Here is a 13923-nt window from a genome sequence, read left to right on the forward strand (position 1 = left end):
GGACCGGGCTTACTTGGTGGTCGCGTTCGCGGCGCTCACGATGATGTCCGTGACCTTGTCGGGGCGCGAGACCAGCACGGCGTGCGAGGCACCCGGCACGAGGACGGTGTGGGCGTGGGCGCGCTCGGCCATCCACTTCTGCGCGGCCGGCGGGATGTTCTTGTCACCGGTCGGGATCAGGTCCCACACCGGGATGTTGGTCCACGCGGGCGCACCCGACGGCTCGCTCAGCGCGGACGCGGCGACCGGACGCTGGCCGGCGGCCATCTGCCGGGCCTGCACCGGCGGGACGTCGGCCGCGAACTGCTTCGGGAAGAGGTCCTGCTTCACGTAGAGGTCGGTCTCACCGCCGGGAAGGGTGACCTGCTGCAGCGTGTCGCCGAGCGTGCTGCCCGGGAACTTGTTCGTCAGGCCGAGCGCGGACTCGCCCTGGTCCGGGATGAAGCCCGCGATGTAGACGAGCGCCTGCACCTTGGGGTCGTTCAGCGCGGCGCTGGTGATCACGGAGCCGCCGTAGGAGTGCCCGACCAGCACGACCGGTCCGTCGACGCTGTCGACCAGTGCCTTGATGGAGGCCGCGTCGGACGCGACCCCGCGCAGCGGGTTGGCGGCGGCGATCACCTGGTAGCCGCGCTGCTCGAGCCGCGTGACCTCGCCGTTCCAGCTCGACGTGTCGGCGAACGCGCCGTGCACGAGCACGATCGTCGGCTTCGCCTTCGCCGGCGCGTGGTGGTCGGCCTGCTGCGGCGCGGCCGACGACGGCACCGCCACGAACACGGCGGCGGCAGCCAACGCGGCGGTCGCGGCGGCGATCCGGGCCAGGCGAGTACGTGTGCGCATCTCTTGCTCCTCGGAAGTTCGGGCTTCGCTTGATCTGAACACTACAACTAAATTGTGCGCAATCAAGTTGTGCGCAGTGCGTGAAAGATCATCGTAAGAACTGGAATATCGAAGCCGCCCGCCGACGACGGGGACCGGCGACGGATTCAGACACGTAAGACGAGCCCGACACATGGGCCAATCGTGGGAGCATCCGGGCAACTCGGCTAAAGTTGCCGCTCCGTCGAGGTCACAGGTTCGTCCAACCACGGGGTTCGTCATGACCATCACGTCCACGTCCGCAGCAGCCGGGCGCGTCGAAGCCGCCCGGCCGCGCCGCCGCGCGCTCGTCTTCACCGGCCTCGGCCTGCTCGTGCTGTTCCTCGCCGGCGCCTGGTCGGCTTGGTTCTTCACCATCGACGACGCGTTCATCAGCTTCCGCTACGCCGCCAACCTCGCCGCCGGTCACGGCCCGGTGTGGAACGTGACCGGCCCGCGCGTGGAGGGCTTCACCGACTTCTCCTGGGTGCTGTGGTCGGGGCTCGGCTCGTGGCTGGGACTCGCACTGCCGCTGTTCACGAAGGTGACCTCACTGGTCTTCGGCGTGCTCACGCTGCTGATGCTGGTGACGACCGGCCACCGCCGGGGCGGACTCGCCGGCGCTCTGGTGGCAGGCGGCGCGTACGTGGTCTTCCTGCCGACGTACTTCCACATCACGAGCGGCCTCGAGACGGCCGTGTTCGCGGCCGTGCTCCTGCGCGGGGTGGTGCTGGGGCTGCGCGTGCTCGACGGCGAGCGCGTGCACCCCTGGGAACCGCCTTTGCTCTTGCTGGTGCTCGGCACTCTGCGCCCCGACGGCGTGCTGGCCGCGCTGCCGACCGTGGCCGTCTGGCTGTGGACGACGCGGCGCAGCCGGGCGACGTGGTGGTGGACGGCAGGAGCGGCCGTGGTCGGCGCCGGGTATTTCGTGTGGCGCTGGCAGTACTACGGGCAGCTGCTGCCCAACACGTTCTACGTCAAGTTCGGCGACCTCGCGTCCGGCCGGATGTGGACGGAGCACACGTTCTGGCTCCTGCTGCCCCTGCTCGTGCTGACGCTGTCACTCCTGCTCCGCCGCGCCACCCGCGCGGCGGGCGGGCTGCTGGTGGCCACCGTCGTGCTGACCTACGTGACCTACGCGGTGTCCGGGCCGACGATGGACTACCTCGACCGCTTCGCCGACCACGGCGTGCCGGTGCTCTGCCTCGGCGCGGGCCTGGGCGCGGCCGCGCTGGGCGGGCGGTGGCTGACGGCGCTGGCCGGAGCCGTCGCCATCGGCTGGTCGGCCGTGGCCGGCGCGACGGCGCCCGACCTGGGCACGATTGCGAACTACGGTCCCGACCTGCAGCGCGCGCACGTCGCGATCGGCAAGGGCCTCGGCGCGGCCGACGTGCCGGCCGAGGCGCGCACGCTGGCCGTGGGCGACGCCGGCGCCATCCCCTACTACAGCGACTGGCAGGCCATCGACTACATCGGTCTCAACGACGCGCAGATCTCCCGCGGCACCGATCCGACCGAGGTCATCCTGAAGGCCCGCCCGACCGTCCTGATCATCACGTCGGGCGCGCCGCAGATCTCCGAGTCCCGCTACGGCGTGCGCAACCGCGAGGTCACCGCCGGGTACCAGGAGGTCGCCGTCGTGCGGATGCGCGCCGACTACTTCCAGACCGTGTGGGTGCTGCCCGAGTGGGCGGGCACGGTGCGCGACCACGTGAACGCCGCGGTCGCCGACGCCGCCCCGCTGAACGACCCCGGGCGGTACGAGCTCACCGTCGACCGGTGGCTCGATCGGCTCCGGAGCCAGCTGCCCGGCTAGATCTGCAAAGGACCCAGCCGGGCCGCGAGTGGCCCCCGGGCTTCACGGCCGGCCGGGCACCCGTCAAGCGGCTGAACCTCACTCCTTGGTGGCGCCGGCCAGCATGCCCGACACCAGCGCCTTCTGCGAGAACAGAAACACCACCAGCACCGGCAGGATCGCGACCACGATCGCAAACACCAGCTCGGGGCTCGTGATGTCGAGGCCGGCCCCGGCGACCGGGTTGAACGACGGCGTCGACGACAGGAGCTGGTTCAGCCCGACTTGCAGCGGGAACTGGTCGCTGCTCGGCAGCACCAGGTAGGGCAGGGAGAAGTTGTTCCAGTTGCCCACGAAGCTGAAGAACGCCACCAGTCCGGCCACCGGCTTGGCGCGTGACGTTGCGGCTGGCGCCGAGGATTTCGGCCAGCCCCGCCTCCGTCGGCAACCGGTCGCCCGCCCGCAGATCGTGCTCGGCGATGTAGCCGAGAAGTCGCTCGGCGACCAGCTCGTAGCCGGAGCGGTACTTCTCGTTCATCGCGGACTCCCGAATAGATCAGGTCTATGCGGGACCGCATATGGCACCAGCGCGCCAGGAAGCCTAGAAAAATCTGATCTTTCCAGCAGGACTAGGCTCAAAACAGGGCAACACTGGCTAAAACACCCCCATGAAGCCTGATTAACCAGATCAATCGAGGCGTGCACCTGAGGGCGAGCCGGTCATAGATATGATGTTTACTCTCGCCGGCAACGCGGGCACGATCCAGCCGAAGGGGCGACGCGAGGAGGGGCCAGCGCGGCGTTGGCGGCGTTCGACCCCTGGTCTGCGCGTTCGAGGGTTCACGGCGGTGATGCCGCGAACGCGCAGGTGCGTCGCAGTCCTTGAGACCGCGACGCACCTGCAGCACCCCGCAACCATCCGCAGCACCTGCCGGACTCGCGCCGGCGTGGCGGCGATGGACTTAACCGAGCCTCGCCTCGAACCCCGAAGTCGCCGACGCCGCCGGCACCAGCGCGTGCCGCACCGCCAGCGCGGCCGCCTCCAGCCGCGAGTGGACCCCGAGCTTCACCAGCACCCCCTGCACGTGGCTGCGCACCGTCGCCGTGGACACGCCCAGGCGGCGCGCCATCGTCTCCGTCGTGTCGCCGTCGATGAGCATCGCGAGGCACTGGCGTTCGCGGCTGGTGAGGAAGCGTTCGCGCAGGTCGATCTCCCGCGAGCGGTCCGCCGCGGGCACCGAGGTGCGCACGGGGACGTCCACGAGGGTTTCGCCGGCGATCACGCGGTCGATGGCGTTGATCAGGTGCTCCACACCGCACGTCTTGTGCACGTAGCCGGCCGCGCCGGAGCGCAGGGCGTCGGCGACCGCGCCGTTGCCGGGGCTCGCCGTGAGCATGACGACCTTGGTGCCCGGGCTCGCGGCGAGCGTCGCCGCGACGCCGTCCTCCACGGGGCCGGCGCCGAAGTTGCGGTCGAGCAGGCAGACGTCCGGGCGCGTTTCGCGCACCGTGTCCACCACTTCCGCGAGCGTGCGGGCGGTGCCCACCACCCGCATCCCGTGCCGCTCCAGCAGCCCGGCCAGTGCTTCGAGAAAAACCTTGTGGTCGTCACCCAGGACGATGCTCGTCATTCGTGCTCCCCTTCACTCAGGCGGCTGGGGAAGACGATCCGCACGCACGTGCCCTCCGGTTCACCCGGACCGACCAGGGCCTGCGCACCCGACTCCTCGGCGAGGTGCGCGACCGTGACCAGGCCGAGCGACGCCGTACCCGGTGGGATACGCCCGAACCCGGGCCCGTCGTCCGTGATCGACACGGTGACGGGCGAGTTCGCGGTGAGCTCGACACGTACGTGACCGTCGGGCCCCGCGGCACGCACCGCGTTGCCCAGCACGTTGGCGAGGATCCGCCACAGCACCGTGCCGTCCGCGCGGACGGCGGCGGCCGCTCCGTCCGCGAGCACCACCGAAGGCTCACTGACCCGATCGGCCAGCTTCACCAGCTGCGCCAGCAACGGCCGCAGCGGCACGATTTCCTCGTGCGTCTCGGCTGCCAGCGCGTGGGAGACCAGTGTGCGCAACCGCGAAACCTGCTCACCGATCAGCTCCACGCCGGCCACGTCTTCGAGCTCCGACTCGACCAGGTAGGCCAACGTCGTGATCTCGTGGCCGAGATCGTGCAACACTCCCCACAGAGCTTGAACGGTCCGATCCTCGCTGCGGCGCCCGGTGGCCGCCCGGCGTTCCGGCACGGTTTCCATGGCTTTTTCCCTCGCCTTTACCTTTCCCCGACCGAAGGGAGTCGTCCGCGATCTTGGGGACGTTACTTCCGCATAACCCAGGCATCGGCGAATAGGCGGGAATCAGCTCTCGTGCGTGACACCCCTTGTGGTGACGATGATCTTCCACGGTCCCGGCGGCACCGCGGAGTCGTCGACGAACTGCCAGTCGACCCGATCGTTCTCCCCGTTGAGCTCGGTGAATCCGAGGCATCCGTTCAGCGCAGGTGAGACGTCCATCCCGGCACCGTTGAACCGATCATTCGCCGGCCGGGCGTCGTCCGTGCCGAACACGTACTTCGCGTCGTCGTAGCGGCCTGGGCCCGCGTCCTGGATCTGTCCGTAACAGACCTTGCCCGCGTGGCGGATGCGTACCCAGCGATTTTTCAAGAGGCTGAAGCCCCGATCGGAAACCCGTGCGGAATAGCGTTCGTCAGATGCCCACGGAACCACGGCGGCGCGTTGGCGATTTGCCACCTCGTCTCCCACATCGTCGAAAGGGAGGTCGAGGTAGAACGGGTTCTCCCGCGGCGTCATGCGCGTGGGAAAGAACCCGTTGGCCACCGTGCGCGGTTCGGTGTCGCACTTTCCGGCGGTGACCACGCCGTCGCAGCCGCCGTAGTGGTCGAACCACCGGTCGTCGTAGGCGGACTCGACCTGGCTGCCGTCCTCGGCGCTCGGGTCGAAGATCTCGCCGACCCAGAACGTGGTCGCCACGATGCTCGTGTGCCAGGGGTAGGACGAGGGAGCTGAAGGCGGGACGACCGGGGCGGCCGAGGGCGGGTCCGCCGGCGCGCCCGCCCCAGGGGAGTGGACGGGCGCGCCGGTGCAGGACGCGGTGGTCAGTACGGCCGCCAGACCCCACACCGCGTGTCTGATCCGGGTCGGTGCCCGGCGGCGAGCGCCGGGCACCGACGGCGAACGGGCGTCAGTCACCGGGCTCCACGGGAGCGATGACCTGACCCGGCTGCGACGGGACCAGCGGCTTCGCGTTGCGGCCGAACGTGCCGGCCTTCAGCGAGTTGCGGCTGGTCACGCTGAACCGCTGCGGACTCGTGGTGGACGCCTTGATGGCGGCCGCCGCTGCCGCACCGGAACCCGTGGCGAACGAGTAGTCGTCCGTCGTCACCGATCCGTTGGCGATGAGCGCGAGGCCGAAGCTCATCCCGACCGCACCCGCGGGCGCCGCCGGAGTGGTGAACGTGGCCTGCGTCCAGTTCGGCGCCGCCGCGAGCCATGGTCCGGACGTCCAGTAGGTCCAGAAACCCTGCGTGTTGCGGTAATACAGCGAGAACTGCGTGATCGCTGTGGACTTGTACCAGACGCCGAGGGTGTAGGTACCACCCGCGGTCACCTTCGGTGTACAGGCGCCGAGGTCGAAGGTCGGCAGCAGCTTCGCGTCACCGTCGGTGTAGTTGCTGACGTCGAGTCTCTGCGCGTACGTGCCCGTGTGCTTGTCCGTGGTTCTCGTCCACGTCGGCGTGTTGGCGCCGTAACCACCCGGCATGAAGCAGTCGGGGAAACCGGTGCCGCTGGTCGAGCTCTCCAGCGACGTGTTCGCGAGCGTGGTGTTCGTCGACGCCGGCGCCGTGACGATCGGCTTCACCGTGCCGCCGATGGCCTGGTTCATCGTCTTCACGGTCGTGCCCACGCTCTTGCGTGCGTTCAGCCACGAGAGGAACTGGTCGAGCCGCGTGGTGGAGATCGACAGCTCGTCGCACCCGGTGCCGTCGCAGATGTGGTGGAAGGTGAAGGTGAGCAGGCCGCCGTTGCGCTCGGCCGCGGTGACCACGCTCTGCATCTGGGCCAGGGTCCAGGTGTTGTCGTCCTGGTCGAGGGCCCGCAGCTGGTAGGGATCGGCTGGTCTGGTCGTCTCGGCGGCGGGACAGCCGGCACAACCGTGCGCCGACGCCAGGTCACCGAGACCGCGAGCGCTGTTGTAGCCGCACGTCCTGGCGGTGTTCGCCACGGCCGTGTTCACCGACGCGTACGGATAGGCGAAGCTCGTTACGGAGAAGCCCATGCCGGCCAGCGCGGCGCGGTCGTTGCAGATCTGGCGCTTGGCCTCGTCCGCGGGCACCGTCGTCAGGTCGGGGTGCGACACGGTGTGCCCGCCGATTTCGTGCCCGGCGCCCTTGATCGTCTGCAGGTTCGCCTGCGTCAGGTAGTTGGGCGCCCCGACCGAACCGCTGATGATGTAGAACGTGCCCTTCATGTTGTACTTCTGCAGGATCGGCAGCGCGCTCATCTGATCCGCGTTGCCGTCGTCGAAGGTGAGAACGACGCCCAGCGGCCGCGCCAGCGACGCACCCGCTGTGGAACCGCCCACTACCAACGCGGGCAGCACGCACAGCAGCGCGGCCGCGCAAACCGCGAGCCGCGTGCGTGCCCGCCGGAAATCGAATCCCTTGCGGGCCTTGCGGTGTTTCCGCGTTCTTCTTTCCATGGGTGGCCACCAAAATGATCGGGGATACCTCAGCTGACCGTATGGTCCGCGCCCGGCACCCGGATCCCCATAAGGGACGAGCCCGCCTACCGCAGATGCCGGATCTCCGTCATCTGTATGAGCCGTCTTTCGCACAGCTGACTGAGGACAACCGGTTTCGGGGCCTGTTTGCTGTGCGGCGTGGACATCACCCGCCTGTTCCTGATCGAGGACCACCGCATGGTGGCCGACGTGCTGACGTCGAGCCTCGCCGCAGTGCCGTGGATCAGGGTGGTCGGCACGCGCGCCACCTCCGATCCCACGCTGCGCTCCGCGCTCATCACGCAGCAGCCGGACGTGGTGACCGTGGAGCTGGAGTCGCTCACCGACGTGCGTGAGCGGATCCGCATCTGGCGCGAAGCGGCGCCCAGGGCCCGCTTCGTCGCCCTCACCGCGAGCCGGGACCGAGACCTCGCGGTGTGCGCTGCCCACGCGGGGATCGACACCTGGATCCCCAAGGAAAGTTCGCTCGAAGACCTGCTGGACCGCGTGCGCGGCGCTCGCGCCGGGCACGCGTGGTACCCGCCGGAGCTGCTGGCCGTGCTGTTCGACCGGCTGCGCCGCGACGGCGCCACCCCGCACCGGCGGGCTTCGAGCCCTCTCGACGTGCTGAGCGAGCGTGAACGCGAAGTGCTGGTGGCGATGGTCGACGGCGACCGCAGCGACCAGATCGCGGCTCGGCTCCAGCTTTCCCGCAACACCGTGCGCACGCACACCCGCAACCTGTTCCGCAAGCTGAAAGTCCACAGTGGACTGGAAGTCGTCAAGATCGCCCGAGCTGCCGGCATCGAGCCCCACGGCGAGGCGCCGAAATGGAAAGGGGAAATCCCTTGACACTCATGGCCGAATCCCCCCTCAGTGAGACCGAGGGCCTCATCTCCGTCGCCATCGTCGGCATGGGCTACGTGGGTCTGCCGACCGCGCTGGGCCTGCACGCCGACGGTGCGCGAGTGCTGGGTCTCGACACCAGCGCCGACCGGCGCGAGTCGATCCTGGCCGGTGAGCCCGACCTCGTCGAGGCCGACCTCGCGCGCCTCGCCCTGGCCCGCCGGGACGGCCGGTTCGACCTCACGGGCGACCCCGCGCGGCTCGCCGAGGCCGACGCGGTGATCATCTGCGTCCCGACCCCGCTGGACCGCTACCTGACACCGGATCTGGGCCCGCTGCGAGCGGCGTGCCGATCGGTGGTCGAGTACGCCCGCCCCGGGCAGACGCTCATCCTCACCTCCACCAGTTACGTGGGAACGACGCGCGAGATGCTCGTCGAACCGTTGCGCGGCCGCGGTCTCGTGATCGGCGAGGACGTGTTCGTGGCCTTCAGCCCCGAGCGCATCGACCCCGGCGTCGCCGAGCACACGCAGCAGAGCACGCCCCGCGTCGTCGGCGGCTGCACGCCGGCGTGCACCGACCACGCCCGGCGCGTGCTGGAGAAGCTGACGCCGCTCGTGCACGAAGTCTCCTCGGCCGAAGCGGCGGAGCTGACGAAGCTGTATGAGAACTCGTTCCGCGCGGTGAACATCGCACTGGCCAACGAGTTCGCCGGCATCTGCTCGACGCTGGAGCTCGACCCGATCGAGGTGACGCGCGCGGCCGCCACGAAACCGTACGGGTTCATGAGTTTCTACCCCGGTCCCGGCGTCGGCGGGCACTGCATCCCGTGCGACCCGCACTACCTGCTGTGGCAGCTGCGCGAGGCCCACGGCAACGCGCCGTTGATCAGCCAGGCCATGACCTCGATCGCGCACCGGCCCGGCCAGGTCGCCGACCGCGTCACGGCCACGCTCTCCGCCGCCGGCCGCGGGGTCGCGGGCGCGCGGATCGTGGTGGTGGGCGTGACGTACAAGCCGGGTGTGCGCGACCTGCGCGAGTCGTCCGCGCTGGAGATCATCGAGCGGCTGGCGGCCGGCGGGGCGAAGGTCGAGTACCACGACCCGCTCGTGCCGGAGCTGAAGCTGGGCGGGCGCTCGTTCCAGAGCAACCCCGACCCGCACGGCACGGACTTCGACCTCGTGCTGATCCACACCATCCACCCCGGACTGTCCTACGACTGGATCGAGCACTGCCCCTTGGTGCTCGACGCCACCTACACGTTCGACGCGGCCACCCACCGCGAACTGGTCTGAATCTCTCGTCTACCGAAAGGGCGTACTGATGCGGTGCTTGGTGACCGGCGGGGCCGGGTTCATCGGTTCCCACCTGACCGAGCGGCTGCTCGGCGAGGACCGCGAAGTGGTGGTGCTGGACGACTTCAGCACCGGCACCGAGCAGAACCTCGCGGCCGTCGCCGGCGACCCGCGGCTGCGGATCGTGCGCGGTTCCGTGTGTGATCCGGCCGCCGTCGAGTCGTGCATGGAGGGGGTCGAGCAGATCTACCACCTGGCTGCGGCCGTCGGCGTGTTCACGATCATGCAGAAGACGCTCGACAGCCTGCGCACCAACCTGCTGGGCACCGAGGTCGTGCTCGACGCGGCGCTGCGCCACGACGCGCGCATCCTCGTGACCTCGACCAGCGAGGTGTACGGCAAGAACACCTCGATCGGGCTGAAGGAGGAAGACGACCGCGTGGTGGGGTCGCCGTTGAAGAACCGCTGGTCCTACGCCGAGGCGAAGGCGCTCGACGAGACGTTCACCCACCTCTACGGCAGCGAGCTCGGCGTGCGGACGGTGCTGGTGCGGCTGTTCAACACCGTCGGCCCGCGCCAGCGCGGCCGCTACGGGATGGTGGTGCCGCGGTTCGTGGACCAGGCGCTGAACGGGCAGCCGCTGACGGTGTTCGGCACGGGCCGGCAAACGCGGTGCTTCTGCCACGTGCTCGACGTGGTGCCCGCGCTCGTGGCGCTGCTCGACGACGAATCGGCGCACGGCACCGTCTACAACCTCGGCAGCCCCGAGCAGGTGACCATCGAGGAGCTGGCGGAACTGGTGATCGCGGCCACCGCGTCCGAAAGCTCCATCGTGAAGGTGCCCTACCAGGAGGCGTACGGCGCGGGGTACGAAGACATGCAGCGGAGGGTGCCGAACTGCGCGCGGGCGGCGCAGCAGGTCGGGTTCCGCGCGGCGCACAGCCTGCGGGAGACCATCGCCGCGGTCATCGACGACCGGCGGACGCAGCTGCGGGCCGCCGTCGCGAGTTGAGGACGCACCGGAGGTCCCGGTCGCGTCACCGCGGCCGGGTCGCCGTGCTTCTCGTCTGTGAGCTCCTGGTCCTGACGTTGTTGCGAGACGGAGGAGCGCGCGCGGCCGTGCAACCGCACACGATCGCGTCGCTCCCCTACTGGAACCTGGCCGGGGGAACCTCGACCGTCCAGGAGCACGAGTCGCAGGTCACGGAGGCGTCGCCGTGGCTCTACGGCCTCGACGCGCAGGGCCGGCTCGTGGCGCAGTCGCAGCGCACGGACGATCTCGCCCGGCTGCGGGCCACGGGAGTGGAGATCACGCCGACGATCGCGAACGTCACCGAGGGGCGCTGGCACCCGCAGATCGTGCAGACCATCCTCCACGATCCGGCGGCGACCGCGCGGCACGTCTCGGACATCGTGGCGCTGGTCGTGCAGGAGGACTTCTCGGGTGTGGACATCGACTACGAGGAGCTGCGCTCGACCGACCGCGCCGCGTTCACGGCGTTCGTCACCCGGCTGGCGGATGCTTTGCACGCCAACGGGAAACGCCTGTCGGTGGACGTGTTCGCGAAGACGACCGACGCCGGGTACGACGAGCGCAACCGAGCGCAGGACTACGCCGCACTGGGCCGCGCGGTCGACCAGGTGCGGCTGATGGCGTACGACTACCACTGGCAGACGTCCGCGCCGGGCCCGATCGCGCCCGAGGGCTGGGTCCGCGACGTGCTGACGTATGCGACGTCGCAGATCCCGCGCTCGAAGATCGTGCTGGGCGTGCCCATGTACGGCTACGACTGGGTGGGCCACAACGCCGTGCCGGTCACGTGGGTGCAGGCCTACGGGCGGTCGCGGGAGTTCGGCGTGCCCGTCGAGTGGGACGGGTTCAGCGAATCGCCCCACTTTTCCTACATCGACGCCGCCGGCGAGCGCCACGACGTGTGGTTCGAAAACGCCTATAGCGCGTCGATCAAGTTCACCCACGCCCGGCAATTCGGCATCGGCGGGGTGTACCTCTGGCTCTTCGGCACGGAGGACGACCTCGTCTGGTCCAAGCTCGACACCTACTGGACTCCGGCGGAGGCACGATGATCCCCCTGTGGCTGCTGGCCATTTTCGTCTTCGGGGTGAACTTCACCCTGTGGGGCACCGCCGGTCTGGCGCGCGCACTCGAAAACCGCGTGCGGCCGCCACAGCCGCCGCGGCCGTCACCGGCGCCCCGCGCGCGGCCCGCCCGCGTGCACCGTTCGCGCGTCGCCGTGCTCATGGCCGCGCACAACGAGGAGGTGGTGATCGGCGAGTCGCTGGCCGCCATCACCCACCTCGTGCCGGCGTCGAACGTCCACGTCGTGTCCGACGGTTCCACCGACCGCACCGTCGAGCTCGCCCTCGCGTGCGGCGTGAACGTCACCGAGACGCCCAGCAACGTCGGCAAGGCAGGCGCACTGGAGGAAGGCGTGCGCCACTTCTCCCTCGCCACCCGCTACGACGCCGTGCTGCTGCTCGACGCCGACACCCGCCTCGCTCCGGGCTACTTCGACGCCGCCCTCCCGCAGTTCGACGACCCCGACGTGGTCGCCGTCGCCGGCTGCGCCGCCACCGACTGGTCCGCCTCCCGCCGCGGCTTCCTGGCGTTCCTGTTCACCGCGCACCGCGCACGCATTTACGCGCTGCTGCAACGCCTTCTCAAGTTCGGCCAAACCTGGCGCCGCACCAACGCGACCCTCATCGTCCCCGGCTTCGCCAGCCTGTACCGCGCGGAAGCGTTGCCGCTCATCGACATCAACCCACCGGGCCTGGTGATCGAGGACTTCAACATGACGTTCGAGGTCTACCGCAAACGCCTCGGCAAAGTGGGGTTCTCGTTGAAGGCCATCGCCGTCACCCAGGACCCGGACGCCTTCCGCGACTACGTCCGCCAGACACGCCGCTGGGCACTCGGCTTCTGGCAAAGCGTCCGCCGCTTCCGCCCGCACGCCGACCTGTTCAGCTTCATGCTGGGGCTGTACGTGCTGGAACTCGTTCTCGCCAGCCTCTTCATGGCCTTGCTGCCGCTGATGGTCGTGCTGCTCCTGCTGGCCCTCATCCCCGGCTTCCTGTCCGTCCCCGTCGCCGGCGACGTGACCCTGGCCATCGGCCACTACGTCAACCTCCCGACCATCGCCTTCGGCATCCTCGTGCCGGACCTCCTCCTCACCCTCGCCGTCGTCCTCACGGAACGCCGCGCCCGCTACCTGCTCATGGCGCCGCTCTACCTCCCCCTCCGCTGCCTCGACGCCTGCATCGCCCTCTGGACCCTCCCCCAAGCCTGGCGCGACGGTTCCGGCCGCTGGCAAAGCCCCACCCGCCGCGGCACCGACATCCCCGCAACCCCCGACCTCACCACAATCGGCGTCGGCGTGGGTTCGGGTGTCCGCGTCGGTTCGGGCGCGGGTGTCGGTTCCGGCGCGGGAGTCGGCTCCGGCGCGGGAGTCGGCTCCGGCGCGGGAGTCGGCTCCGGAGCGGGAGTCGGCTCCGGAGCGGGTGTTGCTGCGAGCGCCGGAGTGCCCACGGCTACCGGCTTGACCGCGGACACCGGCCTGACCGCGAGAACCGACCTCGGTTCCGGCGACAACACTCGCCGACTCCCGTCCCCCTTCCCCCGCAACCTCCCCACTCAGCACAGCAGCTCGAGCCCCACCGTCCCCTCCCCCAGCGAAGCCTCCCGCCTGTCCCACAGCAACGGCTCCGGCCTCTCCCCTAGCGAAACCTCCCGCCCGTCCCACAGCAACGGCGCCAGCCTCTCCCCCAGCGAAACCTCCCGCCCCTCCCACAGCAACGCCGCCAGCCGAACCCTCCCCTCGCTTCCTCCGACCACCTCCGACCCATCCCCCACACCCGACGCCGAACCGGCCTGGCCACCCGAGTGGCCCCCGGACTGGCCCCCCGACCCCTTCTCGCGCGAAAAAGTCAGCTAACTCCTCCCTCGCTGCAGCGGCGGCTCTCGGCCGGCCCCACCTGGGCAGGCCGAGAGCCCATCCGCCACCGCACGGGCAAGGCCACACAGCGCCGCAAGCCAGATCAGCGGATGCGCCGCCTGGCCACCTGCGTATCCCGGCTGCCCATCGGCCAGTCACCGGCTGCCAGCCGACTCAGCCGAACCAGCCGAGCCCGAGCACGGGTGCAGCTCAAGCCCGCCCAGCGGATGCGCAGCCCCGCCACCTGCGGCCTGGGCCGCCGCGCCAGCAGGCAACCAATTGCGCCCGTGACGCGGCCGAACCGCCAAATCCCGAACAAGGCCGTGCTGCGGCGCGCGTCAGCCCAGTGAATGCGAGGCCTGCGGGACCCCGAGCAGCCAAGTTCCTCCTGGTAGCCAAGCGATGCCCACCCGCGCACCTCACCGGCCGTGGGC

Annotated in this window: 12 protein-coding genes and 1 pseudogene; 6 read left to right on the forward strand and 7 right to left on the reverse strand. The window is 69.9% G+C overall.

What is annotated here, in order from left to right:
• Nucleotides 1–9: 9 nt before the first annotated feature.
• A complete protein-coding gene (locus AB0K15_RS30385) occupies nt 10–840 on the reverse strand; it encodes an alpha/beta hydrolase (protein ID WP_364057896.1) in 831 nt (276 codons plus the stop codon).
• Between the two features lie 259 nt (nt 841–1099).
• On the opposite strand from AB0K15_RS30385, the gene AB0K15_RS30390 reads away from it, so the two are divergent.
• A complete protein-coding gene (locus tag AB0K15_RS30390; protein WP_364057899.1) occupies nt 1100–2674 on the forward strand; it encodes a hypothetical protein in 1575 nt (524 codons plus the stop codon).
• A 78-nt stretch (nt 2675–2752) separates the two neighbouring features.
• On the opposite strand, the gene AB0K15_RS30395 is transcribed toward AB0K15_RS30390, so the two are convergent.
• The 6 genes and pseudogenes from AB0K15_RS30395 to AB0K15_RS30420 form a co-directional block, all read right to left on the reverse strand.
• Nucleotides 2753–3037, reverse strand: coding sequence for a hypothetical protein (locus AB0K15_RS30395; protein ID WP_364058211.1), 285 nt, complete (start codon nt 3035–3037; stop codon nt 2753–2755).
• Between the two features lie 61 nt (nt 3038–3098).
• Nucleotides 3099–3191 (reverse strand): annotated as a pseudogene (locus tag AB0K15_RS30400) (hypothetical protein); the annotation flags it as partial.
• A 424-nt stretch (nt 3192–3615) separates the two neighbouring features.
• Nucleotides 3616–4284, reverse strand: a complete 669-nt coding sequence (locus tag AB0K15_RS30405) for a response regulator transcription factor (protein ID WP_364057902.1) — start codon at nt 4282–4284, stop codon at nt 3616–3618.
• Nucleotides 4281–4913, reverse strand: a complete 633-nt coding sequence (locus tag AB0K15_RS30410) for an ATP-binding protein (RefSeq protein ID WP_364057905.1) — start codon at nt 4911–4913, stop codon at nt 4281–4283. Before AB0K15_RS30410 ends, AB0K15_RS30405 begins: the two co-directional genes overlap by 4 nt.
• Nucleotides 4914–5015: 102 nt before the next feature.
• A complete protein-coding gene (locus AB0K15_RS30415; RefSeq protein ID WP_364057908.1) occupies nt 5016–5867 on the reverse strand; it encodes a hypothetical protein in 852 nt (283 codons plus the stop codon).
• Entirely contained in the window at nt 5860–7377 is a 1518-nt protein-coding gene (locus tag AB0K15_RS30420) for a polysaccharide deacetylase family protein (RefSeq protein WP_364057911.1), read from the reverse strand. The genes AB0K15_RS30415 and AB0K15_RS30420 overlap by 8 nt, the downstream gene beginning before the upstream one ends.
• Nucleotides 7378–7557: 180 nt before the next feature.
• On the opposite strand from AB0K15_RS30420, the gene AB0K15_RS30425 reads away from it, so the two are divergent.
• The 5 genes from AB0K15_RS30425 (at nt 7558) to AB0K15_RS30445 (ending at nt 13489) form a co-directional block, all read left to right on the forward strand.
• Nucleotides 7558–8250, forward strand: coding sequence for a response regulator transcription factor (locus AB0K15_RS30425; RefSeq protein ID WP_364057914.1), 693 nt, complete (start codon nt 7558–7560; stop codon nt 8248–8250).
• Nucleotides 8251–8255: 5 nt separating this feature from the next.
• Nucleotides 8256–9539, forward strand: coding sequence for a nucleotide sugar dehydrogenase (locus AB0K15_RS30430; RefSeq protein ID WP_364057917.1), 1284 nt, complete (start codon nt 8256–8258; stop codon nt 9537–9539).
• 28 nt (nt 9540–9567) lie between these two features.
• Entirely contained in the window at nt 9568–10551 is a 984-nt protein-coding gene (locus tag AB0K15_RS30435; protein ID WP_364057920.1) for an NAD-dependent epimerase/dehydratase family protein, read from the forward strand.
• 107 nt (nt 10552–10658) lie between these two features.
• Nucleotides 10659–11624, forward strand: coding sequence for a glycosyl hydrolase family 18 protein (locus tag AB0K15_RS30440; RefSeq protein WP_364057923.1), 966 nt, complete (start codon nt 10659–10661; stop codon nt 11622–11624).
• Nucleotides 11621–13489, forward strand: coding sequence for a glycosyltransferase family 2 protein (locus AB0K15_RS30445; protein WP_364057926.1), 1869 nt, complete (start codon nt 11621–11623; stop codon nt 13487–13489). Before AB0K15_RS30440 ends, AB0K15_RS30445 begins: the two co-directional genes overlap by 4 nt.
• The last annotated feature ends 434 nt before the right edge of the window (nt 13490–13923 follow it).

It is taken from the genome of Amycolatopsis sp. NPDC049253, from assembly GCF_040678995.1.
Lineage (GTDB): Bacteria > Actinomycetota > Actinomycetes > Mycobacteriales > Pseudonocardiaceae > Amycolatopsis.

Coding starts and splice junctions, on each gene's coding strand:
- AB0K15_RS30405 (WP_364057902.1), bottom strand. CDS start 4,284: ATGACGAGCATCGTCCTGGGTGACGACCACAAGGTTTTTCTCGAAGCA.
- AB0K15_RS30445 (WP_364057926.1), top strand. CDS start 11,621: ATGATCCCCCTGTGGCTGCTGGCCATTTTCGTCTTCGGGGTGAACTTC.
- AB0K15_RS30420 (WP_364057911.1), bottom strand. CDS start 7,377: ATGGAAAGAAGAACGCGGAAACACCGCAAGGCCCGCAAGGGATTCGAT.
- AB0K15_RS30435 (WP_364057920.1), top strand. CDS start 9,568: ATGCGGTGCTTGGTGACCGGCGGGGCCGGGTTCATCGGTTCCCACCTG.
- AB0K15_RS30410 (WP_364057905.1), bottom strand. CDS start 4,913: ATGGAAACCGTGCCGGAACGCCGGGCGGCCACCGGGCGCCGCAGCGAG.
- AB0K15_RS30390 (WP_364057899.1), top strand. CDS start 1,100: ATGACCATCACGTCCACGTCCGCAGCAGCCGGGCGCGTCGAAGCCGCC.
- AB0K15_RS30385 (WP_364057896.1), bottom strand. CDS start 840: ATGCGCACACGTACTCGCCTGGCCCGGATCGCCGCCGCGACCGCCGCG.
- AB0K15_RS30430 (WP_364057917.1), top strand. CDS start 8,256: ATGGCCGAATCCCCCCTCAGTGAGACCGAGGGCCTCATCTCCGTCGCC.